Below are 22,242 nucleotides of genomic sequence, written 5' to 3'. Positions count from 1 at the left end.
GTACCAAGCTTTGTTGATACAGTTAGACTTATCCGTTAGTGTATTTGTATTATTAGAACATCCTACAGTATTTAGGGAGAATGTGGCCAATAAAAACCATAGTATTAATTTCTTCATATAACCACTTCTAACTCTTTTTTAATTAACATTTTTTAAGTTCCTTATTAATTTTACATTACATTAAAGGTTGGGAAATATTCTTATACTCATAAATTGTTACGTTTTGGCGAGGGAGGAATTATGAGTTACAGCGATTTTTAAGATGACTTTGGTCTAGGGTGTAGTTACTAAGAAAAGTAATTCAAATCGAAGGGGGAAACGTCTTGAGGTGTCTTTTTCTTATTTTCAATAAGGTCTGCTAAATACATGTATAAAACAAATTCTACAATAGGGCCTAGTTTAATCATACGGTCACTTGTAAAGTATGCGTATGGTTAGACCCTGTTCACTTAGCAATTTTCACCGCATATACCTTTTTCTATAGTTTGTTCTCGTAATATTGTCTCTACAAGACAAAAAGAAAACTCCCCTAATTAAGAGGAGTTTTCTTTTTAGCGGTAGTTAATGAACTGTACGTCGATTGGTAAATCAGCGCTACGAACAGCTGCGATTACTGCTTGTAAGTCATCACGGCTTTTTGCTGTAACACGTACTTGATCATCTTGTACTTGTGTTTTTACTTTTAATTTCATTTCTTTAATGATGTTGTTAATTTTTTTCGCATTATCTTTATCGATACCTTGTTGAAGTGTTGCGCGTTGGCGAACAGTGTTGCCAGTTGCAGCTTCAACTTTTCCGTAATCTAAGTTCTTAATTGGAACGTTACGTTTTACAAGTTTAGAGATAAGAACGTCTTTTACTTGCTCTAATTTAAACTCGTCATCAGAAGTTAAAACAAGTACTTCTTTTTCTAATTTAATATCACTTTTACTTCCTTTAAAGTCATATCGGTTTTGGATTTCTTTTAATGCGATATTAATTGCGTTTGTTACTTCAGGTAATTCTACTTTCGAAACGATGTCAAAAGAACTATCTTTTGCCATAGTTAGCACCTCCAAATAAATTTCTAATCTTGTTATGTACTGTACATACTAAAGTATAGCTGAAAACGAGTCTAGACTTAAGTGTTTTCGTACTTATATTCATGTAACCTCATTTTATTATAGTGAATTTTGGGCAGTTGGACAAATACAGGAAAAATCATGTTATAATTAACTTTTGTTTGGAATGATAAAAAAGATAATTTTATATATATAGAAGGGAATTAAAAAATATGTATTTGCAAATAGGATCGATTGAACAGGTAACTGTTTTACGCGAAACGGAAATCGGATATATGGTTGGGAATGAAGAAGAAGAAATTTTCCTACATAAAAACGAAGTAGCTGGAGAAATTGAAGAAGGCGATACGATTGATGTATTCTTATACCTTGATCACCAAAATCGTATTTCAGCAACAATGAAGGAACCAATTATTACAACTTATGATTGGAACTGGGTAAAGGTTGTAGAAGTTATTCCTAGTTTAGGTGTGTTTGTTGATATTGGTGTGTCAAAAGATATACTAATTCCAGCTGATGAGTTCCCGATTTATATGCCAGTATGGCCAGAAGTAGGCGACGAATTATATTGTACGTTAAAATTAACGAATCGCGATCGTTTAATTGCTCTTCCGGCAAGAGACAGTGATATGCAAGAAATTATCGTAGATGCAACGCCATCTATGCGTAATAAAAACGTAAATGGACGTGTATATCGTTCGCTTCAAGTAGGTTCATTCGTTTTAACAGATGAACATTTCCGTGCTTTCTTACACCATACAGAAAGAAAAGAACAAGTCCGCATCGGTCAGCGTGTAACAGGACGTATTATTGACGTAAAAGATGACGGTACAATTAACATTTCACTTCTTCCTCGTAAAGAAGAAGGAATGGAAGACGATGCTACAGTAATTTATGCATATATGGAAGAACGAGGCGGAGCAATGCCGTTTTGGGATAAGAGCCATCCAGAAGATATTAAAGAACGCTTTAACATGAGTAAAGCTGCATTTAAGCGCGCACTTGGTAAGTTGATGAAAGAAGAAAAGGTTTACCAAGAAGAAGGTTGGACTTACTTTAAGAAATAAGATAGAAGATTAAAAAGCACAACCTTATTTAAAAAGATAAGGTTGTGCTTTTTTTAATTTTCTTGAGGAGAAACAAGAGTAAATGTATCTTTCAAATCACTATCATTTATTTTAATATTTGCCTTTTTTAATTCCTCTTGTAACAATTTTTTGCTGAATACACGATCAGCAGTACGTTCTTCCTCTAAGTTTTTGCGAATAGAGTTTTTTACCTCATCGTAAGGTTTTAAATCTTTTTTATCAGTTAATTTAATAACGTGATAACCGTTTGATGATTTTACGGGATTGCTAATTTGTCCAACATTTAGTTTGTAGGCAGCGGTTTCGAATTCAGGAGCCATTGTACCTGAATTGAAGTATCCAAGGTCTCCACCTTTATCTTTTGATAGCAGATCTTGTGATTCTTGTTTTGCTAATTCTTCAAATGAAGCACCAGCATCTAGTTTACTCTTTATTTCTTTCGCTTCATTTTCGTCACTTACTAATATGTGACTCGCTTTAATTTCTGGCTTATAGTGGTCTTTTACGTCTTTTTCTGTAATACTTTTCTTAATCGCTTCATTCATAGCAAGTTTGAACTTAATTTGATTTTTGAAATCCTCTTCATCTTTTAAACCATTATTTTCTAATACTTTTTTGAATTGATCTCCATATTGTTTTTTTACTTTTTCTACTTCTTTATTTACCTCTTCATCAGGTACTTTATATTTTTTTGTGATGACGTCTTGTGCCATCATTTCGTATAGCATGTCTTTTCCGTAACGATCTTTCAATTGTTTTTCGAAGTTATCCTTTGTAATGGTCGAGTCTGTTGCTGTAGCGACTGTAGCTGAGCCATTTTTTTGTTCGCAAGCAGATAGCATCAATATACTTATTAGTGCAGTAATAATGAAAATATGTTTCCCTCTCATGCCAACACCTCATCCGAATATGTTATCGCTATTGTAGAATATAGAAGTGAACATGAAGTGAATTTTTAATGTTTTTTTCCTTTAAAATGTAAAAAAGTACATCAACATAATTGTTGATGTACGATGGAATCAAAGGTGATCGGTCTTTTTAGAGTATGCACGTTTACCTTGCTGAATATTTTTTTGCTCTTGCTCATTTTTTTGTGTGCGTTTTGCGTTATTATCGCGTGCTTTTTTGTCGTTATCACTCGTATGTGGCATATGTATCAACTCCATTTCTAAACGTTGTACGTTTATCATTTCCTTTTTCGTAAAGACTATGTATAGCGGTGCATTTATGAAGGGTAAAGGTGGATTCGAAATGGATTTGAAGTTGAATTATACTGAACTTATAAAGAAGTTAATCGTTGTAATCATCGCAGGTTTATTAAACGCGATTGGGATGAATTTATTTTTAACGCCAGCAAAAGTGTATGCGAGCGGCTTTGCTGGATTGTCTCAATTATTATCACAAATATTAGGTGATTTTTTATCGATTCACATATCTACGGGAGTATTGTTTAGCTTATTTAATATTCCTGTCGTTATTTTAGCGTGGAAAAAGGTTGGAAAGGCCTTCACCTTTTTTAGTTTTCTTTGTGTTATATTTATGACTTTGTTTCTAGAAATCATCCCTGTTAGAGCGGTTTCAAATGATATCATATTAAATGCGATTTTTGGCGGGATTATTTCGGCAATTGGAGTAGGGATTGCTTTAAAGTGGGGTGCTTCTACAGGTGGATTAGATATTATCGCCATGATTTTATCAAAAATAAAAGATAAGCCTGTCGGTACATACTTTTTCTTTTTTAATGCAATTATCATTATCGCTGCTGGCTATGTATATGGATGGGAAAAAGCGTTATATACGTTAGTGACTTTATATGTATCAACGAGAATTATTGATGCAATTCATACTCGTCATGTAAAGATTACAGCATTAATTGTTACGAAGAATGGGGCAGACGTAAGAAAGGCGATTCACTCGCGATTAGTAAGAGGGATTACAACGATACCAGCAACAGGTGCTTATACGAATGAAAATAAAGAAATGTTAATGATGGTTATTACCCGTTATGAGTTATACGAATTAGAGAGGGTTATTAAACAAGTGGACCCAGGTGCATTTACAAATATACTGCAAACAGTTGGGGTGTTCGGATTGTTTCGGAAAGATTAAAGAGGACCAAAGTTGGTCCTCTTTTTTAATGTAAATTCGTAATGTTTTGCAATTGCTCTTGCATTTCACGGAGCTGAACTTTTTCAGCAGTTGAAGAGTTTGCGTAAGCGGATTGCAAAGCATTTTTTGCTCTATACACGAGATCTTGTTGCTCAGTACCGCTTGAACAAGATACGGCATTTTCAACAGCATCTCTAGCTTGTTGGAATAGTAAGTTCCCCATTTAAACCCCTCCAAAAGAAGAGTTACTTCTTGCTTTTTCTGCCTCAGCTAATGTACCTCTGTACGGGAATCTTGCATCATGCTTCATAACAGCATCGGCTCCTTGTTGGATAAAACGTTTTGATTTGTTCTTTTTACCCATTCGAAAAACCCCCTTTATTTAGCTGAAAACAATCGACGCGATGTCTCATGCGTCTACTTATAGTATGGACATTTTGCAGGAAACTATAAGTAGGGAATTTTTAGATTACAATCCAAGAACCTCTTCTAAATATAAAGCAATACCATCTTCTTCGTTCGTTAACGTCGTATGGTTTGCGAGTGATTTTAATTCAGGGATGGCATTTCCCATTGCAATGCCGTGACCAGCAAATTCAATCATTTCAAAATCATTATCTTCATCACCGAAAGCGATAATTCGCTCTTGTGGAATGTTGTAATGACTAGAAATTTTTTGTAATCCAACTGCTTTATTTAATCCGCTTTTCACAATTTCAATAATCGGCCAAGGTGCGCCCCATTTTCTATGGTCGATTACTTCCGCATGCATATCCGTTAAATGTTGACGAATTGCAGTAGAATGCTCGTCATGTGCGTCAATTAATAAGCAAGTTGGATGATCGTTTAAAATATTTAATAAGTCTCCGGTAAAAATCTTAGGAGAGCCGAATTCGAAAATATGTTTTTTATCTTCATCAATTTCACGAACATACACATCGTCCATTACTTCCGCGTATATATTTTTTACGCCAAAATCAAAGCAAGCTCGGACAATTTCTTGCGCTGTTGCTAGCTCAAGAGGAGAGTGATGTGTTTCCCAGTTTGAATCAAGAGGATGATGTACGTAAGCACCGTTAAAGTTTACGATAGGTGTGTTAAGACCAAGTTCTTTATAGTAATCATAACTAGCACGGAATGGACGTCCTGTTGAAATAACAACAATATGTCCTTGTTCCTTTGCTTTTGCAATTGTATGTTTCGTTCGAGTGGAAATTATTTTGTTGTCTGTTAATAGAGTACCGTCTAAGTCTAATGCGATTAAATGTTGTTTGTTCATAATTTCACCTCTTATAATAATTTTTTTGTATCTATCTGTATTTCCGTTTTTAATATGCAGAAATAAGAGGTTAGACTTGGTGAAATCACCATAGATGGAAATTTCACTATATATCCATCTTACGTCTCAAAGTGCTGTGATGTCTAGTATTTATCGTTGGAAATTAAGAAAAGTCAACATCTTTTTAGAAAGTTCAAACAATGTTTCTTTCATTATGTACAAATTGTGAAAAGGGTTACATTGCTCGTATGATGAGGCCTATAATGAACATGTAATCTTCTCGTATATGTTTGACTCTCCTTTGAAACTAGCCTAGAGTAGGTTGGTTTCTTTTTTTTCTACAAGTAGGAAAGAAATCCCTGCTTATGCTCGTGTCATTCATATATATGTACAAGAATGAGATGTAGTACTGTTTCCTAAACATGACAGAAAAGCTTTCTTTTAAAATGGATATACTAATGAGGCAAGACGTCATGGAAGGAGAATGAAGATGGGACAAAATCGCAGGTTTCGTTCTGGACAAAAAGCGCCGAATGATGGCATTTACGTAGAAATTGGTGAAACGGGAAGTATGGTGAAAGATCCACAAATGGTGAAATTAACTGCCGGTGAAAAGTTTCCGGATAACACGAATCATAACCGCCAGTGGACATATAAAAGAAAACCGTAACAGGAGCCGCAATCGTTATTGCGGCTTTTTTGTCGTTACACATTGTAATTTCATTTACCGTATTTTTTAGCAGTATAATGAATGCTCTCTTTTTCTTTTTCAAATAATAAGTTTGAAAATACATAGGCAAAATTATTGTATAAAAAAGTCAGTTGGCGTATAATCAAATCAAAGGTCAAAGAAAGTCAAACTTTTGGAGGGCTGTAAAGATGGACTTAAATCAAATGACAACAAAAACACAAGAGGCGATTATGAGTGCCCAATCTTTAGCGGTATCTCATCATCACCAAGAGGTGGATACTGTTCATCTATTACTTGCATTATTAGAAGAGCAAGATGGATTAGCAGTACGTATATTTCAAAAAATGAATGTTGATATAGAAGCATTAAAGCAAGGTGCTGAAAGTTTAATTAAAAAGAAACCTTCTGTAACGGGGAGTGGTGCAGAAGTTGGAAAATTGTATGTAACGAGCGCTCTGCAACAACTTCTTGTAAGAGCAGGAAAAGAAGCAGAAAAACTGCAGGATGATTACATTTCAGTAGAACATGTATTGCTTGCTTTTTCTGAAGAAAAAGGCGATATAAATCAATTATTTACAAGATTGCATATTACGAAAGATAACTTATTACAGTCTTTAATGACAGTTCGGGGGAATCAAAGAGTGACGAGTCAAAATCCAGAAGCAACTTATGAAGCGTTAGAAAAATATGGTCGTGATTTAGTGGCGGAAGTGAGAGCAGGGAAAATTGATCCTGTAATCGGCCGTGATAGTGAAATACGACGTGTAATCCGTATTCTTTCACGTAAAACGAAAAACAATCCTGTTTTAATTGGGGAGCCAGGTGTTGGTAAAACAGCAATCGTTGAAGGGCTAGCACAGCGTATCGTGAAAAAGGATGTACCTGAAGGATTGAAAGATAGAACGATTTTTGCGTTAGATATGAGTGCACTCGTAGCTGGTGCGAAATTCCGTGGTGAGTTCGAAGAGCGTCTGCAAGCTGTATTAAATGAAATTAAAAAGAGTGAAGGACGCATTTTATTATTCATTGATGAACTTCATACAATAGTTGGAGCTGGTAAAACAGAGGGAGCCATGGATGCAGGAAATATGTTAAAACCGATGCTTGCGCGCGGTGAACTGCATTGTATCGGGGCGACGACGCTCGATGAATATCGCAAATATATTGAGAAAGATCCAGCGCTAGAAAGACGTTTCCAACAAGTATTAGCAGAAGAACCAACTGTTGAAGATACAATTTCAATTTTACGTGGATTAAAAGAACGCTTTGAAATTTATCACGGTGTAAATATTCATGACCGTGCGATTGTAGCAGCGTCAGTTTTATCAGATCGATATATTTCAGATCGCTTCTTACCTGATAAAGCAATTGACCTTGTTGATGAAGCGTGTGCAACAATTCGTACAGAAATTGATTCTATGCCAACAGAATTAGATGAAGTAACGCGCCGCATTATGCAGCTGGAAATTGAAGAAGCGGCTCTTGGGAAAGAAACGGATCGTGGTAGCCAAGAGCGTCTAAAAACATTGCAACGTGAATTATCGGATTTAAAAGAAGTTGCAAGTGGCATGAGAGCGAAATGGGAGAAAGAAAAAGAAGACATTCACAAAGTTCGTGACTTACGTGAACATTTAGAACGTTTGCGTCGTGAATTAGAAGAAGCAGAAGGCAATTACGATTTAAATAAAGCAGCCGAACTTCGTCACGGGAAAATTCCCGCAATTGAAAAAGAGTTAAAAGAAGCGGAAGAAATGGGCGCGCATAATAAACAAGAAAATCGTTTATTACGTGAGGAAGTAAGTGAAGAAGAAATTGCAGATATTGTTTCACGCTGGACTGGTATTCCTGTTGCGAAACTCGTGGAAGGTGAACGCGAGAAATTATTACGCTTAGAGCAAATCTTATCAGAGCGTGTCATCGGACAAGAGGAAGCAGTAAGCTTAGTGTCAGACGCAGTTCTTCGTGCTCGCGCTGGTATTAAAGATCCGAACCGCCCGATTGGTTCTTTCATCTTCTTAGGACCAACAGGTGTTGGTAAAACAGAACTTGCAAAAACGTTAGCCCAGTCTTTATTCGATAGTGAAGAGCAAATGATTCGCATTGACATGTCTGAGTATATGGAGAAACACGCAGTGTCACGCTTAATTGGTGCACCTCCTGGATATGTAGGATATGAAGAAGGCGGTCAATTAACAGAAGCGGTAAGACGTAAACCATATTCCGTTGTTTTATTAGATGAAATTGAAAAAGCACATCCAGAAGTATTCAACATTTTATTACAAATGTTAGATGATGGACGCATTACAGATTCACAGGGCCGTACAGTGGACTTTAAAAATACAGTTATTATTATGACTTCAAATATTGGATCTGCTCATTTACTAGATGGATTAGAAGAAGATGGTTCGATTAAAGAGGAATCAAGAGACCTTGTAATGGGGCAATTAAGAGGACATTTCCGCCCTGAATTTTTAAACCGTGTGGATGAAATTATTTTATTCAAACCTCTTACAACGAATGAAATTAAAGGCATTGTTGATAAAATTGTAAAAGAACTACAAGGTCGTCTAGCTGACCGTCACATTACAGTAGAATTAACAGATGCAGCAAAAGAATTTGTTGTGGAAGCCGGTTTCGACCCAATGTACGGAGCTCGTCCATTAAAACGATACGTACAGCGTCAAGTGGAAACGAAATTAGCACGAGAATTAATTGCAGGAACAATTACTGATAATAGTCACGTAGTTGTTGATGTAGAAAATAACGAATTAGTCGTTCATGTGAAATAAAAATAAAAAAGAGTTCGGATAAAATCCGGACTCTTTTTTTAGTGTTGTTCTACTGGCTCGTTTGGAATTGCAGCTGAAATTGCTAGTACTAACACAGCAAGAACAACTGAGAAAATAGACGCTTGGTTAAAGTCGTATGTACCGCCAGTCATAGAGCCGATTACATAGCTCATCATATGTACAAGTAAGAACGACCAAATTAATGCCCAAATGAAACGCATATTTTACACCTCTATTCGTTCAATCTGTCCTTATTGTAACACAATTGAAAAAAGAATATAGAAAAATATTTGTAGATTTTTCAACGCAAATTTGCATTCCGTTCATACATTATAAAAGAGTGGTTTTATATGTTTAGAAAATAAGGCGGGGGAAAAATGAGTATTACGGAACGTTTTTTTTACTTAGAAAAAGAACCATGTGTCATTTATTTACCGGAGAAGCCAAATGGATTTTCTGTTATGCTCCTCGGTGATTATAACTACTTTATTGAGAATGGTACAAGTTTATGGACACAGCATGCGGGTAGATCTTATTTTTTACATGGCCTTATTGAGCAAGGCTACACAGTCTTTTCTTCTAATTTATACGGAAGACATTGGGGAAACGACCAATCTGTTCGTCTAGCGAAACGTTTATATGACGTTGTGTTGAGAAAAGAGACATTGAATGCGAAAATGCACATTATGGCAGATGGTATGGGAGCACTTGTAGCACTCGAAATGATGAACAAATACCCTGAGTGTATACGCTCTGTCATTATGTTAAATCCGTGTTTAGATTTACCAGAATATGTGGAGTTTGAGAAAGAGCATAAGTTTTTTTACAAGAGACTCGTGAAGGAATTAAGTTTGGCGTATGATGCCAAAGAAGAAGAATTAGAATCAAAAATAAATAAGAAATCATTTACGCTTCTTCCATCTTGTGTACCTGTTAAAATTTTCGTATCAACACAAGAAAAAAGAGGAAGAAAACAGCAGTTGCGTAGATATGAGAAAATGAGGCAACTAAATCAATGTGATACTTCTGTCTTGTTCCATCTGCAAGATGTGAAATATAAAATGGTTAGGCAAACGACCGATTTCTTTAAAAAATATGAAGAAGAATTATGAAGCTCCCATATACATAAATGAGGAGCTATTTGTTTCAGAGGGAAAGGGTTGGTGGTATGGAACGCGTGCTAATTGTAGGTGCACTTACGTTTGTAGGTTATCACCTTGTAAATAAAATGATTGAAGAAGAAGTGGAAGTGTATGGTCTTGATTTTGATGAATTCGATAGTATGACGAAAATTAATGAAGAGAAGTTATTATTAATTGGGCGAAATGCGTTATTTACGTATTATTCGATAAGAGATGAAGATGGATGGAGATCGGTTGAGGAAGAGAGATTCGATACTGTTTACTTTTGCTTATATGAGCCAAATCAGCAAAGTGGATTTCGGAATGAAAGAGTCATATTACAATATTTAAAGCGAATTATAAGAATGTGTGAAGAACAAAAAGTGAAGTTAAACTTAATTTCTTCTATTGAGGTAGGCAGTACAGATGAATCCGAAAATAAGCGCCTATTTTTGAAAGTAGAAGAAGGATTGAAAAAAGGGAGTTTACAATATAGTGTATTTCGAGTTCCAACATTATATGGACCGTGGCAACCGTCCTTTATGATGTTTCATCAGCTTATTTTATCAGAATTAGGTGAAAAAGAGTGCCGTTGTACGATTGAGGAAAAGGGGAATGATTTACTTTACGTTGAAGATGTATGTGAATACTTATGGGAAAATGGAACGAACGGGGCGCATCTTGGTATATACAATTTACTTAGTGGTAAACAGTCATTATGGGAGAAAGGTATGAATCTTTTACGCGCGGATGATAAAGTAAATAAAAATAATAACGAAGTAAGAGATGAGGCTATCGAGGTAATTTCAATAAAAAGAAATACTCCGTTAGAATACGGTTTAAATAAGCAACTGGCACACATGAAAAAATATAAAGAGTTATACGAAGGGTAGTACGCGTGTTACACTATTGTATGTGAAAGTTTTAATGGAGAGGAAGAGCATAATATGAACGAAAAAAGCATGCAGTTTTTACAAATCGCAATGAAGCATTTACCGGAAGCAAAGGCAATTTTAGATGATAATGGAATTGCACTTGATATGGAGAAGGCACAGCCGGTGTTAGAGTTGTTAATGAAAGTTATGAACGAGGCCTATGAGCTCGGGAAAGCAGATAAAGAATAAAAAGAATAAAAAGAATAAAAAGAATAAAAAGCATCTTTTTAAGATGGAAGAGAGGCCCGAACCGTGGATAGAAGCGGTCAGGGCCTTTTTTATTCTCGCCTGGGGGAAAACCAGAGATATGAAGAGGATAAAGGAAAAGTAGTGAGGAGAACTCTCTAGTTTAGAAGGAAAGCAGATGAAGAATAAAAAGCATCTTTTAAGATGGAAGAGAGGCCCGAACCGTGGATAGAAGCAGTCAGGGCCTTTTTTATTCTTGCCTGGGGGAAAACCAGAGATATGAAGAGGATAAAGGAAAAGTAGTGAGGAGAACTCTCTAGTTTAGAAGGAAAGCAGATGAAGAATAAAAAGCATCTTTTAAGATGGAAGAGAGGCCCGAACCGTGGATAGAAGCAGTCAGGGCCTTTTTTATTCTTGCCTGGGGGAAAACCAGAGATATGAAGAGGATAAAGGAAAAGTAGTGAGGAGAACTCTCTAGTTTAGAAGGAGAGCAGATAAAGAATAAAAAGCATCTTTTTAGATGAAAGAGAGGATCGAACCGTAAATAGAAGCGGTTTGAGTCTTTTTATATTTGAGAGGTATGTTTCTGTTTCTTTTAATGAAAAATAACGTGAATAATGCGTTAGCTTTCTGTTTTATGCGAAATATATTCTAGACAAAAATACATTTATGTTTTAAAATTAGTACCAAGTCATAATAATTGATATAAAACGGAGGGCTGCGATGTGAACGTGGGCATTTTAGGGATCGGAAGATATGTGCCAGAAAAAGTAGTCACAAATCACGATTTAGAGAAAATAATGGAAACATCCGATGAATGGATTCGTACGAGAACGGGAATTGCAGAAAGACGCATTGCCGATGATACAATAGATACTTCATATATGGCCGTAGAGGCTTCTAAAAAAGCACTTGAAGATGCAGGAATTAGCGGAGAGGATATCGATCTTATTTTAGTAGCAACAGTAACACCAGATCGTGCTTTTCCAGCAGTTGCTTGTGTAATTCAAGAAGCAATAGGAGCGAAACATGCAGCTGCAATGGATTTAAGTGCAGCATGTGCTGGTTTTATGTACGGAATGATTACAGCGCAGCAATTTATTCAAACAGGAACGTATAAAAATGTATTAGTAGTTGGTAGTGATAAACTATCTAAAATTGTAGACTGGAACGATCGAAATACAGCAGTACTATTTGGAGACGGAGCCGGTGCTGTCGTAATGGGAGCTGTTTCAGAAGGTAAAGGCGTTCTATCTTTTGAATTAGGAGCAGACGGAAGTGGCGGCAAGCACCTTTATCAAGACGAGTATGTTATGATGAATGGCAGAGAAGTGTTTAAATTTGCCGTTCGTCAACTTGGTGATTCTTGTCTTCGCGTTTTAGATAAAGCTGGTCTTACGAAAGAAGATGTGGATTTCTTAGTACCGCATCAAGCAAACATTCGTATTATGGAATCTGCAAGAGAGAGGTTAAATTTACCACAAGAAAAAATGAGTATGACGATTGAGAAGTTCGGTAATACATCAGCTTCTTCCATTCCGATTGCAATGGTAGAGGAATTGCAAAACGGACGTATTCAAGACGGTGATTTAATTATACTTGTTGGTTTTGGCGGCGGATTAACATGGGGAGCAGTCGCTCTTCGTTGGGGTAAATAAGGACTGAGAGAAAAAAAGGAGTGTATTTTGTATGGAAAAAAAGAGGGTCGTAATTACAGGACTAGGAGCTGTTACACCGGTCGGAACAGATGTTGAAACAGCGTGGGAAAACATTAAAAAGGGTGTATCTGGAATCGGGCGACTTACAAGAATTGATCCAGAACTATTTCCAGCAAAAGTAGCAGCGGAAATTAACGACTTTGAAGTCGAGAAATATATTGATAAAAAAGAAGCGCGCCGTATGGATCGCTTTACACAATATGCAGTAGCAGCAGCGAAAATGGCAGTTGCAGATGCAAAGCTTGAAATTACAGAAGAAAACGGACCTCGAATTGGTGTATGGATTGGATCTGGTATTGGCGGTATGGAAACATACGAAGAACAATTTAAGATTTTTACTGAGAAAGGCCCACGCCGCGTGAGCCCATTCTTCGTGCCGATGATGATTCCAGATATGGCAGCAGGTCAAGTATCAATCGCAACAGGAGCAAAAGGAATTAACACTTGTTCTGTAACGGCTTGTGCATCTGGTGCAAACTCAATTGGTGATGCATTTAAAGCAATTCAGCGTGGTGATGCTGATGCAATGATTACAGGCGGAGCAGAAGCACCGCTAACAAGTATGGCATTCGCAGGATTTAGCTCAGCGAAAGCATTAACATTTAATGAAGACCCAGCAACGGCTTGCCGTCCATTTGATAAAAACCGTAGCGGTTTCGTAATGGGTGAAGGTTCAGGTATTCTAATTCTTGAAGAATTAGAGCACGCATTAGCACGCGGTGCTCACATTTACGCGGAAATTGCTGGTTATGGTGCAACTGGAGATGCGTTCCATATTACAATGCCTGCTCCTGGTGGGGAAGGCGGAGTGCGTGCAATGCGTCAAGCTTTAGCTGATGCAGGCCTACAGCCAGAAGATATTGATTACATTAATGCGCACGGTACAAGTACGGATGCGAATGAAAAATATGAAACGATGGCAATTAAAGAAACTTTCGGCGAGCACGCGTATAAAGTAGCGATTAGCTCAACGAAATCAATGACAGGTCACTTATTAGGAGCAGCTGGTGCTGTTGAAGCGATTTTCTCTATTAAATCAATTACAGACGGAGTAATTCCTCCAACAATTAACTATGAGACACCAGATCCAGAATGTGACTTAGATTACGTACCAAATCAAGCGAGACACCAAGAAGTAAATGCAGTATTAAGTAACTCATTAGGATTCGGTGGTCATAACGCAGTGTTAGTATTTAAATCGTATAAATAATCGATGAAATAAGGAGTTTTTTCGCAATCTATTGCGAAAAAACTCCTTATTTATTTTTACGCCTTTTTCTCCTGTAGCATATACATAAGAAAAAGGAGGGATAAAGATGGGGATTGTTGAAACAGCTGAATGGCTACATTTATATTATGGACGGCCAGAAAAACTTTGTGAGAAATTTACGAAGTATATTCCGTTGCCAAAAGAAAGGTTGTATCGCTTTTTAATTTCAAAAGGGATGTATCGCCCGATCATGCGCGGAGAAAAGGAAATTAAAGAATTAGAGGAAAAGGAAATTTGGAAAGAATTGAGCCTGGAGTATGATAAACTGAAAAATTGGTTAAAAGGTCCAGATGTCCCTGTCTTTATTTTATTATCAGATTCCTATAATCGAACTGTACAAGAAGAGTATAACGGTAGGGCTGGATTATCTATGCGTCATGTTATTTTCTTATTCGTATGTGGGCGGAATTCGGTAGAAGAATTAAAAGTGTTATTGGCGCATGAATATCATCACATATGCAGGTTACATCAAATTGAGACGAAAGAAACAGAATATACATTACTTGATACGATGATTATGGAAGGGCTAGCGGAACAAGCAGTAACAGAAAGGTATACAGAAAAAAACAATGCACCGTGGACGGCGTATCTTTCAAAAGAAGAGGCTGTTTATTATTGGAAAAATGTTGTACATGAAAGAATAAGTATAAAACGAGGAACAAGGGAACATGACATCTTATTAAATGGCTTTCACTCTTATCCGAAGATGCTTGGCTATGCGCTTGGATTTCATATTGTCAAAGATTGTGTAACTTTGGAAGGAGAAGATACACTTTCTTTATTATCTATAGATGCAAAAGAAATATTGAATAAAGCAAATACATTTCATATATAAAAAAACAGGAATTCTATTTCCTGTTTTTTTAGTATTAATAGAAGAAAAAATAATAATTAGAATATATTTCCTCAAGTGGAATAAAGTTAAGCAAAAATGAACATAATGATTGGTACAAACAGTAGTGAAGTGAGGGGTAGTGAATGTTATATCTACATGATGTATGGGTAAATTGGTTTGAAGGTGAAGAGAATGGGTATAACGTTTGTCATTTTTACGAATGGCGGAAAGATGATACGATTGAGCTATTAGATCAAGTGCCATTATTAAAAGTAGATGCCACATTATATCATTACATCGAGAACGAATTGTTAGAGCTTCCGCAAAAAATGCTGGAAGACGTACATCATAAGGCTTATATTCGTAAAAATCATGAACGTTTGCAGCAAGAGTATTGCTTTGTTGTTACAGATGGGAAAGGCATTATTGCCATTGACACAATTGGTTACAATGTACCAATTCGCAAAAGTAGACTTATACCACGCCAAGAGCAGATGGTATATGAGATGGTAGAAAACGTACAAGCAGAAAAGTATGAGTTCCAAGTAGAAGAAACAGAAAAAGAACATCATATTTTATCACCATCGCCTTTCATTATGAATGGCTTGACTCGTAAAGAAAGACAGCTAAAACAATTATTATTTATGGCGTTAGATCAATTACATACAACGAAAAACACAGCAGAAATTCGCTATTGGTTCACAGAGTGGGATCCATCAGCATATGGAATGGTTCAACATATGGAATTTGAAGATATTTGGGCTAAGCTGTATGATGAAGCGAAAGCTGGCTGGTCTGATAAGCACGAACAATTATGTGAGCGTCTCGTAAAAGGACAGCCATTTTTTGAAAAGTTATGGGAAATGGAAAATGAGCAAAAGGTAAATTAAAAAACCGCCAATTGGCGGTTTTTTAATTTTGTAGTAATCTAGTTCCACCGAACATTCTAAACGAGCCGCTTCCACTTTATGTAGAAATCCAGCTCCGGCTCCTAGCCCTTCGCGTCTAAGAACCTTCCCCACGAGAAGGTAAAAAGCACCTTCTGTGGGAAAGAACCTTAGCCGTCAAGGCTAAGCAGTCGCCTCCGCTTTATGTAGAAATCCAGCTCCGGCAGCGAGCTCTTCGTGTCTAAGAACCTTCCGCATAAGAAGACAAAAAGCGTCTTCTATGCGAAAGAACCTTATCCAGTCAGAGCTGAACGAGCTGCCTCCGCTTTATATGTAATCTAGCTCCGGCTCCTAACCCTTCGCGTCTAAGAACCTTCCCCACAAGAAGGTAAAAAGCACCTTCTGTGGGAAAGAACCTTAGCCGTCAGGGCTAAGCAGTCGCCTCCGCTTTATATGTTACCTACGTTTTCTGCTTAGTCCCATTGCGTTTTCTACTTTGCGTAGTTGTTTGAATGCAACGCGGTTTGCTTTTTCTGCACCTTTGTCTAGGATTTCGTCTAGTTCTGGTGAGTTGATTAGTTCGTTATATTTGTCTTGGATTGGACGAATAGCTTCTACGACTACTTGCGCTAGGTCGCCTTTGAAGTCGCCGTATCCTTTTCCTTCGTACATTGCTTCGATTTCTTCAACTGTTTTTCCAGAGAATGAAGAGTAGATTGTTAATAAATTAGAGATACCAGGTTTGTTTTCCTTATCAAATTTCACAATACCTTCAGAGTCAGTTACAGCACTCTTAATTTTCTTTTCAATTGTTTTTGGCTCATCAAGCATACTAATCATTGATTTTGGATTTGGATCAGATTTACTCATTTTTTTCGTAGGCTCTGTTAATGACATAACGCGAGCTCCTACTTTTGGAATGCGAATTTCAGGCATTGTGAAGATTTCGCGGTAACGTTTGTTGAAACGCTCTGCTAAGTCACGTGTTAATTCGATATGTTGCTTTTGGTCATCACCAACCGGCACGATTTCAGTGTTGTAAAGTAAAATATCAGCAGCCATTAATGGTGGATACGTAAGTAATCCAGCTGGAACTGAATCTCTACCAGAAGCTTTATCTTTATATTGCGTCATACGTTCTAATTCTCCAACGTAAGCAACAGATTGCATGATCCATCCTAGTTGAGCGTGTGCTGGTACTTCTGATTGTACAAATAAAGTAGCTTTTTCAGGATCGATGCCGCATGCTACATAAAGTGCAGCAAGACTGCGGATGTTTTTACGAAGCCCGACGGGATCTTGAGGTACTGTAATCGCATGTTGGTTTACAATACAGAAATAACAGTCGTGTTCATTTTGAAGCTCTGTAAACTGCTTCATTGCTCCTAAATAGTTTCCAAGTGTAATCGTTCCACTTGGTTGAATACCAGAAAAGATAACTGACATAAGTAATTCCTCCTAAAATAGAATGCGTGATGTGGGGAAGAGAAGGCAAACAAAAAAGCCCATTCATCCCAAAAACTATAGGGACGAATGGACCGTGGTACCACCCTAATTATTTCACTACTGTGAAATCTCTCTAATCCATAATAACGTTTGGATATAACGCCAAAGCCTACTACTTTCGGTTCGGTTTGGTGCTCAAAAGCCCATTCCATACTGTACAATTACTTGTTCACACCAACCACAAGCTCTCTGAAATTGCCTCAATATGTACTCTTCTTTATCATCGCATACATATAAATTTATTTATTGTTACTTGAGCTCTTTTAATATGAAAGAACTAAAGTTTTATAACAAAATGTTTTGCTGATTATTATATCATATGGGATAGTGTTTGCAAACTACATCAAAATAGTAAAGCTAATGAGGGTCGAGAACAACCCAAGGAAGATACCTGTAATACAAATTGGATATGTCCATTTGAATGAATATGTTTTATAAATACGTTCTTTCTTATCTGTAGGTTCCTCGACTTCTTCAATTAAAGAGTCAATCTTTTTGTTCGTACCAAATACTCTTTGGAATGCGTAAATGGTTACATTGAAAAAACCATTTTGAAATATGTATAAAAAACCGCCGATAAGAATAAAAAACAGTGCAATATAAAACAAAATGTTGACAAAGTTCAACAAAAATTGAGATGAAATGAGGAATGCACCAATACTAGAAGCAATCATCGCTATAAAAATTAGTATACAAGTATGAAAAAAAACTTTATTCAAAATATTCCCCTCCGTCAAAATATTACTAGAATTATTATACTATAAAAGCTATAATAAGTACTAGGATTAATTTTTTGAAAATTATACGCAATTAAAGGTCTGATTTTAAGATGATGGTAGCGATGTTAATGTATCCCTTTACGAAAAATTAAAAATATAAATATTTTATTAAAAATTTTAACAAAAAAACAAAAAACTATATTCACAATTGTTATATTATATGTATAATGAAAATTGTAGAAACTTGGAGATTATTCTTTCAATTCTACTTTTTAACAAGTGAGGGTACAGGAAGTGCAATTAGGGGAGGCAACACAACATGAAGAAAAAGATACCGTTATTACTTGCATCAACTTTAACTGCAAGTATGTTGCTTAGCGCGTGTAGCTACCAAAAAGATGACGCAAAAGCAAAAGGGAAAGAGAACGCTACGAGTAGTAGTAACGGAAAACAGATTCTTAATTTAACAGAGTTATCTGAAATTCCGTCAATGGATGCATCATTGGCATCTGATTCTTCATCTTCTACAGCATTAAATAATACGATGGAAGGTTTATATCGTATTGGCAAAGATCAAAAGAGAATGCCTGGAGTTGCAGAAGATGTCGAAAAGCTAGATGATGGGAAGAAATACATATTTAAATTAAGAAAAGATGCGAAATGGTCGAATGGGGAACCTGTAACAGCTAAAGATTTTGTGTATTCATGGAAAAGAGCAGTAAATCCAGATACAAAAGCAACGTATTCGTACATTATGTTCGATATTAAAAATGCAGAGAAAATTCATAAAAAAGAATTACCTGCTGACCAATTAGGTGTAAAAGCGATTGATGATTATACATTAGAAGTAGAATTAGACAATCCCGTTCCTTACTTTATCGATTTAACAGTTTATCCAGTATTTTACCCACTAAATGAAAACTTTGTAAAAGCACAAGGGGATAAATTTGGTTTAGAGGCAAATACAACATTATATAACGGTCCATTCGTTATGAGTGATTGGAAACATGAACAAAGTTTCCAATTCAAGAAGAATCCTTCATATTGGGATAATAAAACGGTTAAAATCGAAGAAATCAACTTTAATATTGTAAAAAATACAGCAACTGATGTAAATTTATATGAGACAAACGCGATTGATCGAGCGGCTTTAACGTCTGAATATGTTGATAAGTTTAGAAAAAGCCCAGAGTTCCAAACAAGAAAAGAAGCAGGGGTTGCTTACTTAAGATTTAATCAAAGTAATCAGTACTTAAGTAATAAAAACTTAAGAAAAGCAATTTCAATGTCCTTTGACCGTGATAACATTGCAAAAGTTATTTTAAATAACGGTGCAATTGGAGCTTACGGATTTGTTGGAAAAGATTTCGCTGAAGGTCCGAATAAAAAAGATTTCCGAGCTGAAAATGGAAAGCTAGTTGAAACAAATCCAAAAGAAGCGAAAAAGCTTTGGGAAACAGCGAAGAAAGAGCTTGGAACTGATAAAATCGAACTAGAATTCTTAAACTTTGATAATGAAGATGCTAAAAAAGTTGGGGAATTCTTAAAAGGTGAGATGGAAAAGAACTTACCAGGTTTATCAATTAAAATTAAACAGCAACCATTTGCACAAAAAAATAAATTAGAAGATTCTCAGCAATATGATATTGCGTTTAGTATTTGGGGACCAGATTTCCCAGATCCAATCTCATATTTAGATATGTTTGTTACGAATGGTTCTCAAAATAAAACAGGGTATTCTAATCAGAAATATGATGAGTTAATCCTAAAAGCTAAAACAGATACAAAAGATTTACAAGCTCGCTGGGACAACCTTCTAGAAGTAGAGAAGATGTTAATTAAAGAGGATGCAGTTATCACTCCAATCTTCCAAAAAGGTTCAGCGTATGTAGTAAAAGGTGCCGTAAAAGATATTATCCCAATTAACTATGGTGGTAAATTAACTTACAAATGGGCATCTGTTGAACAAAAATAATCTTTTTTTTCCATCGTTTACAAGGGTATATGCCTATGATGGGCATATGCTCTTATTTTAAAAAAATAAAAGTAAGAATATTTTAAACTATCTTATTGCTTTTGAGAAAAACGGGGAGGTGCTTGATATGGGACGTTATGTATTAAAACGTTTCGTGTACATGGCTTTGACATTATTTTTAATTACTACACTGACTTTCTTTTTGATGAAATTACTTCCGGGTTCTCCGCTTAAAAACCAGGAGAAGCTATCACCGGCACAAAAAGAAATCATTCTTGAAAAATACGGATTGAATGATCCGGTACCAGTTCAATACGCACGTTACTTAGGTAACCTAGCAAAAGGTGATTTAGGGGTATCATTCCAGTATGATAACCGCCCAGTAACAGACATGATTGTGGATCGTATTGGACCATCAGCCCAATTAGGTTTACAAGCGATTATATTAGGAACATTTATCGGTTTAATTTTAGGTATTGTTGCCGCACTTCGTAATAATACGTGGGTAGATTATAGTGCAACAGTTATTTCGGTACTCGGAATGTCGGTACCATCATTCGTATTCGCCGCATTACTGCAATATTTCGTAGGGGTAAAACTTGGCTGGTTCCCAGTAGCATTCTGGAAAGGACCAGAGTTTACTGTAATGCCTACAATTGCATTATCGATGGGAGTTATCGCAACAATCGCACGTTTCTCTCGTGCAGAGTTAATTGAAGTTATGCAAGCTGATTACATTTTAACAGCGAAAGCGAAAGGAATTAGCCAAGGCGTTATTATTGTCAAACATGCACTTCGTAACGCGTTAATTCCAGTTGTAACAATTTTAGGACCAATGGTTGCGGCATTAATTACAGGAACACTTGTTATCGAGCAAATTTATGCTGTACCAGGACTTGGGGAACAATTCGTTAAATCGATTACTTTAAATGACTATACAGTTATTATGGGAACTACGATTTTCTATAGTGCGATTTTCATTTTAGTTATTTTCATTGTCGATATTTTATACGGAATTATTGATCCTCGTATTCGTTTAGCGGGAGGGAAAAAATGATGAAAGATGTACAAAAATTATCTCCAGATTTATTTCAACAAGCCAATCAAAATAATGTTGATAATGAAGTCATTGCCCGTCCAAGCTTAACGTTTTGGCAAGATGTAAGAAGACGTTTATTCCAACATAAAGGTGCGATGCTTGGACTTGTATTATTAGTTATCATTGCGCTATTAGCGATTTTTGGACCGATGGTAAGTAAACATTCGTATAAAGAGCAAGATTTAGGTCGTGCGAAATTACCACCAAAAATTCCAGTTATTGAAAATGTTCATTGGTTACCATTTGACGGTACAGATCAATATGGTGTTGACCAATATGAAAAACGTGATATTAAAGAGTACTTCTGGTTTGGTACAGATGATCTTGGCCGTGACTTATGGACAAGAACATGGGAAGGTACACGCGTATCATTATATATCGCTCTTTTAGCGGCAGCAATTGACTTAGTAATTGGGGTTGCATACGGAGGTATTTCAGCATTCTACGGCGGTAGAGTAGATAATATTATGCAACGTATTATGGAGATTATTAACGGTATTCCATACTTAATCATCGTTATTTTAATGGTAATCATTATGGGATCTGGTATTTGGTCAATTACACTCGCGATGGCGATTACAGGTTGGATAGGGATGTCGCGAATTGTTCGTGGACAAATCTTAAAGTTAAAAAACCAAGAATATGTATTAGCATCTCGTACATTAGGTGCAACAAATACACAATTAATTGTGAAACATTTAATTCCAAACGTAATGGGACCTATTATCGTAATGACAATGTTTACAATTCCATCAGCGGTGTTTGGTGAAGCGTTCTTAAGTTTCATCGGTTTAGGAATTCAGCCACCATTTGCGTCACTAGGTTCTCTTGTAAATGATGGTTATAAATCTATTCAAACGTATCCGCATATGATGTTCATCCCTGCGGTTGTCATCAGTATATTAATTTTAGCGTTTAACTTAATGGCAGACGGATTACGCGACGCGTTAGATCCAAAAATGCGTAAGTAAAAG

Annotated in this window: 24 protein-coding genes and 1 other annotated feature; of the genes, 14 read left to right on the top strand and 10 right to left on the bottom strand. The window is 36.3% G+C overall.

All coding sequences use genetic code 11. From position 1 onward, the window contains the following. Positions 1–551: 551 nt before the first annotated feature. Positions 552–1,043 carry a YajQ family cyclic di-GMP-binding protein gene (locus ACS2QP_RS11130; RefSeq protein WP_001040149.1) on the bottom strand — a complete coding sequence of 164 codons (492 nt, stop codon included), beginning with the start codon at positions 1,041–1,043 and terminating at the stop codon, positions 552–554. Positions 1,044–1,273: 230 nt separating this feature from the next. On the opposite strand from ACS2QP_RS11130, the gene ACS2QP_RS11125 reads away from it, so the two are divergent. Then, positions 1,274–2,128 (top strand): CvfB family protein, encoded by an 855-nt coding sequence (locus tag ACS2QP_RS11125; RefSeq protein ID WP_000281263.1) that lies wholly within the window; start codon positions 1,274–1,276, stop codon positions 2,126–2,128. A gap of 53 nt (positions 2,129–2,181) precedes the next feature. Here ACS2QP_RS11125 and prsA read toward each other — a convergent pair whose 3' ends face one another. After that, complete coding sequence (gene prsA, locus ACS2QP_RS11120) at positions 2,182–3,039, bottom strand: peptidylprolyl isomerase PrsA (RefSeq protein WP_332283595.1); 858 nt, start codon at positions 3,037–3,039, stop codon at positions 2,182–2,184. Positions 3,040–3,168: 129 nt separating this feature from the next. Next, entirely contained in the window at positions 3,169–3,300 is a 132-nt protein-coding gene (locus ACS2QP_RS11115) for a DUF3941 domain-containing protein (RefSeq protein WP_001120851.1), read from the bottom strand. Between the two features lie 100 nt (positions 3,301–3,400). Here ACS2QP_RS11115 and ACS2QP_RS11110 point away from each other — a divergent pair, with 100 nt between their 5' ends. Then, positions 3,401–4,258, top strand: coding sequence for a YitT family protein (locus ACS2QP_RS11110; protein ID WP_000364433.1), 858 nt, complete (start codon positions 3,401–3,403; stop codon positions 4,256–4,258). Between the two features lie 25 nt (positions 4,259–4,283). Here ACS2QP_RS11110 and ACS2QP_RS11105 read toward each other — a convergent pair whose 3' ends face one another. From ACS2QP_RS11105 to ACS2QP_RS11095, 3 genes are all read right to left on the bottom strand, one after another. Next, positions 4,284–4,481 (bottom strand): DUF3813 domain-containing protein, encoded by a 198-nt coding sequence (locus ACS2QP_RS11105; protein WP_000527407.1) that lies wholly within the window; start codon positions 4,479–4,481, stop codon positions 4,284–4,286. Beyond that, positions 4,482–4,622, bottom strand: coding sequence for a hypothetical protein (locus ACS2QP_RS11100; RefSeq protein WP_000516816.1), 141 nt, complete (start codon positions 4,620–4,622; stop codon positions 4,482–4,484). Between the two features lie 105 nt (positions 4,623–4,727). After that, a complete protein-coding gene (locus tag ACS2QP_RS11095; protein WP_153582176.1) occupies positions 4,728–5,537 on the bottom strand; it encodes a Cof-type HAD-IIB family hydrolase in 810 nt (269 codons plus the stop codon). Positions 5,538–6,027: 490 nt separating this feature from the next. Between ACS2QP_RS11095 and ACS2QP_RS11090 the strand changes: the two genes are divergently transcribed. Both ACS2QP_RS11090 and clpB read left to right on the top strand, forming a co-directional pair. Next, entirely contained in the window at positions 6,028–6,207 is a 180-nt protein-coding gene (locus tag ACS2QP_RS11090) for a YjzC family protein (RefSeq protein WP_000531421.1), read from the top strand. 209 nt (positions 6,208–6,416) lie between these two features. After that, complete coding sequence (gene clpB / locus ACS2QP_RS11085; protein WP_000365401.1) at positions 6,417–9,017, top strand: ATP-dependent chaperone ClpB; 2,601 nt, start codon at positions 6,417–6,419, stop codon at positions 9,015–9,017. Positions 9,018–9,055: 38 nt separating this feature from the next. On the opposite strand, the gene ACS2QP_RS11080 is transcribed toward clpB, so the two are convergent. After that, positions 9,056–9,238, bottom strand: a complete 183-nt coding sequence (locus tag ACS2QP_RS11080) for a YjzD family protein (RefSeq protein ID WP_001211116.1) — start codon at positions 9,236–9,238, stop codon at positions 9,056–9,058. Between the two features lie 156 nt (positions 9,239–9,394). Between ACS2QP_RS11080 and ACS2QP_RS11075 the strand changes: the two genes are divergently transcribed. The 7 genes from ACS2QP_RS11075 (at position 9,395) to ACS2QP_RS11045 (ending at position 15,972) form a co-directional block, all read left to right on the top strand. After that, positions 9,395–10,129, top strand: coding sequence for a hydrolase (locus tag ACS2QP_RS11075; RefSeq protein ID WP_000028712.1), 735 nt, complete (start codon positions 9,395–9,397; stop codon positions 10,127–10,129). Between the two features lie 29 nt (positions 10,130–10,158). Further along, the gene (locus tag ACS2QP_RS11070) at positions 10,159–11,031 is read left to right on the top strand and encodes an NAD-dependent epimerase/dehydratase family protein (protein WP_438882423.1); all 873 of its coding nucleotides are present in this window, start codon (positions 10,159–10,161) and stop codon (positions 11,029–11,031) included. 54 nt (positions 11,032–11,085) lie between these two features. Continuing rightward, entirely contained in the window at positions 11,086–11,262 is a 177-nt protein-coding gene (locus ACS2QP_RS11065) for a ComZ family protein (RefSeq protein ID WP_001986215.1), read from the top strand. A gap of 722 nt (positions 11,263–11,984) precedes the next feature. Then, positions 11,985–12,917 carry a beta-ketoacyl-ACP synthase III gene (gene fabH, locus ACS2QP_RS11060; protein WP_001100547.1) on the top strand — a complete coding sequence of 311 codons (933 nt, stop codon included), beginning with the start codon at positions 11,985–11,987 and terminating at the stop codon, positions 12,915–12,917. A gap of 31 nt (positions 12,918–12,948) precedes the next feature. Then, on the top strand, positions 12,949–14,187 hold the full coding sequence (fabF, locus tag ACS2QP_RS11055; protein WP_000412656.1) for a beta-ketoacyl-ACP synthase II: 1,239 nt from the start codon (positions 12,949–12,951) through the stop codon (positions 14,185–14,187). A gap of 106 nt (positions 14,188–14,293) precedes the next feature. Next, positions 14,294–15,082 carry a DUF2268 domain-containing protein gene (locus ACS2QP_RS11050; RefSeq protein WP_000513277.1) on the top strand — a complete coding sequence of 263 codons (789 nt, stop codon included), beginning with the start codon at positions 14,294–14,296 and terminating at the stop codon, positions 15,080–15,082. 143 nt (positions 15,083–15,225) lie between these two features. Next, positions 15,226–15,972: a YjbA family protein gene (locus tag ACS2QP_RS11045; RefSeq protein ID WP_050252206.1), complete on the top strand. Its 747-nt coding sequence runs from the start codon at positions 15,226–15,228 to the stop codon at positions 15,970–15,972. On the opposite strand, the gene ACS2QP_RS11040 is transcribed toward ACS2QP_RS11045, so the two are convergent. The 3 genes from ACS2QP_RS11040 to ACS2QP_RS11030 form a co-directional block, all read right to left on the bottom strand. Continuing rightward, positions 15,937–16,104 (bottom strand): hypothetical protein, encoded by a 168-nt coding sequence (locus ACS2QP_RS11040; RefSeq protein ID WP_176133240.1) that lies wholly within the window; start codon positions 16,102–16,104, stop codon positions 15,937–15,939. The two genes, ACS2QP_RS11045 and ACS2QP_RS11040, sit on opposite strands and share 36 nt — an antisense overlap. A 321-nt stretch (positions 16,105–16,425) precedes the next feature. Next, positions 16,426–17,415, bottom strand: a complete 990-nt coding sequence (gene trpS / locus ACS2QP_RS11035; RefSeq protein ID WP_000110982.1) for a tryptophan--tRNA ligase — start codon at positions 17,413–17,415, stop codon at positions 16,426–16,428. 76 nt (positions 17,416–17,491) lie between these two features. Further along, positions 17,492–17,708: a binding site (T-box leader), on the bottom strand. 105 nt (positions 17,709–17,813) lie between these two features. After that, a complete protein-coding gene (locus ACS2QP_RS11030) occupies positions 17,814–18,194 on the bottom strand; it encodes a DUF3899 domain-containing protein (RefSeq protein WP_001044997.1) in 381 nt (126 codons plus the stop codon). Between the two features lie 319 nt (positions 18,195–18,513). Between ACS2QP_RS11030 and ACS2QP_RS11025 the strand changes: the two genes are divergently transcribed. From ACS2QP_RS11025 to opp3C, 3 genes are all read left to right on the top strand, one after another. Beyond that, a complete protein-coding gene (locus ACS2QP_RS11025) occupies positions 18,514–20,169 on the top strand; it encodes a peptide ABC transporter substrate-binding protein (protein WP_438882422.1) in 1,656 nt (551 codons plus the stop codon). Between the two features lie 127 nt (positions 20,170–20,296). Beyond that, a complete protein-coding gene (opp3b, locus tag ACS2QP_RS11020) occupies positions 20,297–21,226 on the top strand; it encodes an oligopeptide ABC transporter permease (protein ID WP_000534167.1) in 930 nt (309 codons plus the stop codon). Then, the gene (gene opp3C / locus ACS2QP_RS11015; protein WP_000974106.1) at positions 21,223–22,239 is read left to right on the top strand and encodes an oligopeptide ABC transporter permease; all 1,017 of its coding nucleotides are present in this window, start codon (positions 21,223–21,225) and stop codon (positions 22,237–22,239) included. The genes opp3b and opp3C overlap by 4 nt, the downstream gene beginning before the upstream one ends. The last annotated feature ends 3 nt before the right edge of the window (positions 22,240–22,242 follow it).

It is taken from the genome of Bacillus cereus group sp. Bce019 (assembly GCF_051781745.1).
Taxonomy (GTDB): Bacteria; Bacillota; Bacilli; order Bacillales; family Bacillaceae_G; genus Bacillus_A; species Bacillus_A cereus.
The sequence above is the reverse complement of the archived record's forward strand: the minus strand, read 5'-3'. Positions and strand labels throughout refer to the sequence as shown.

What these genes read in the sequence shown, in the direction of transcription:
- fabF (WP_000412656.1), top strand. Translation starts at nt 12,949, where the DNA reads ATGGAAAAAAAGAGGGTCGTAATTACAGGACTAGGAGCTGTTACACCG.
- ACS2QP_RS11090 (WP_000531421.1), top strand. Translation starts at nt 6,028, where the DNA reads ATGGGACAAAATCGCAGGTTTCGTTCTGGACAAAAAGCGCCGAATGAT.
- ACS2QP_RS11100 (WP_000516816.1), bottom strand. Translation starts at nt 4,622, where the DNA reads ATGGGTAAAAAGAACAAATCAAAACGTTTTATCCAACAAGGAGCCGAT.
- opp3C (WP_000974106.1), top strand. Translation starts at nt 21,223, where the DNA reads ATGATGAAAGATGTACAAAAATTATCTCCAGATTTATTTCAACAAGCC.
- ACS2QP_RS11080 (WP_001211116.1), bottom strand. Translation starts at nt 9,238, where the DNA reads ATGCGTTTCATTTGGGCATTAATTTGGTCGTTCTTACTTGTACATATG.
- ACS2QP_RS11105 (WP_000527407.1), bottom strand. Translation starts at nt 4,481, where the DNA reads ATGGGGAACTTACTATTCCAACAAGCTAGAGATGCTGTTGAAAATGCC.
- ACS2QP_RS11110 (WP_000364433.1), top strand. Translation starts at nt 3,401, where the DNA reads ATGGATTTGAAGTTGAATTATACTGAACTTATAAAGAAGTTAATCGTT.
- ACS2QP_RS11125 (WP_000281263.1), top strand. Translation starts at nt 1,274, where the DNA reads ATGTATTTGCAAATAGGATCGATTGAACAGGTAACTGTTTTACGCGAA.
- clpB (WP_000365401.1), top strand. Translation starts at nt 6,417, where the DNA reads ATGGACTTAAATCAAATGACAACAAAAACACAAGAGGCGATTATGAGT.
- ACS2QP_RS11130 (WP_001040149.1), bottom strand. Translation starts at nt 1,043, where the DNA reads ATGGCAAAAGATAGTTCTTTTGACATCGTTTCGAAAGTAGAATTACCT.
- trpS (WP_000110982.1), bottom strand. Translation starts at nt 17,415, where the DNA reads ATGTCAGTTATCTTTTCTGGTATTCAACCAAGTGGAACGATTACACTT.
- prsA (WP_332283595.1), bottom strand. Translation starts at nt 3,039, where the DNA reads ATGAGAGGGAAACATATTTTCATTATTACTGCACTAATAAGTATATTG.
- ACS2QP_RS11050 (WP_000513277.1), top strand. Translation starts at nt 14,294, where the DNA reads ATGGGGATTGTTGAAACAGCTGAATGGCTACATTTATATTATGGACGG.
- ACS2QP_RS11025 (WP_438882422.1), top strand. Translation starts at nt 18,514, where the DNA reads ATGAAGAAAAAGATACCGTTATTACTTGCATCAACTTTAACTGCAAGT.
- ACS2QP_RS11045 (WP_050252206.1), top strand. Translation starts at nt 15,226, where the DNA reads ATGTTATATCTACATGATGTATGGGTAAATTGGTTTGAAGGTGAAGAG.
- ACS2QP_RS11065 (WP_001986215.1), top strand. Translation starts at nt 11,086, where the DNA reads ATGAACGAAAAAAGCATGCAGTTTTTACAAATCGCAATGAAGCATTTA.
- opp3b (WP_000534167.1), top strand. Translation starts at nt 20,297, where the DNA reads ATGGGACGTTATGTATTAAAACGTTTCGTGTACATGGCTTTGACATTA.
- ACS2QP_RS11115 (WP_001120851.1), bottom strand. Translation starts at nt 3,300, where the DNA reads ATGCCACATACGAGTGATAACGACAAAAAAGCACGCGATAATAACGCA.
- ACS2QP_RS11075 (WP_000028712.1), top strand. Translation starts at nt 9,395, where the DNA reads ATGAGTATTACGGAACGTTTTTTTTACTTAGAAAAAGAACCATGTGTC.
- ACS2QP_RS11095 (WP_153582176.1), bottom strand. Translation starts at nt 5,537, where the DNA reads ATGAACAAACAACATTTAATCGCATTAGACTTAGACGGTACTCTATTA.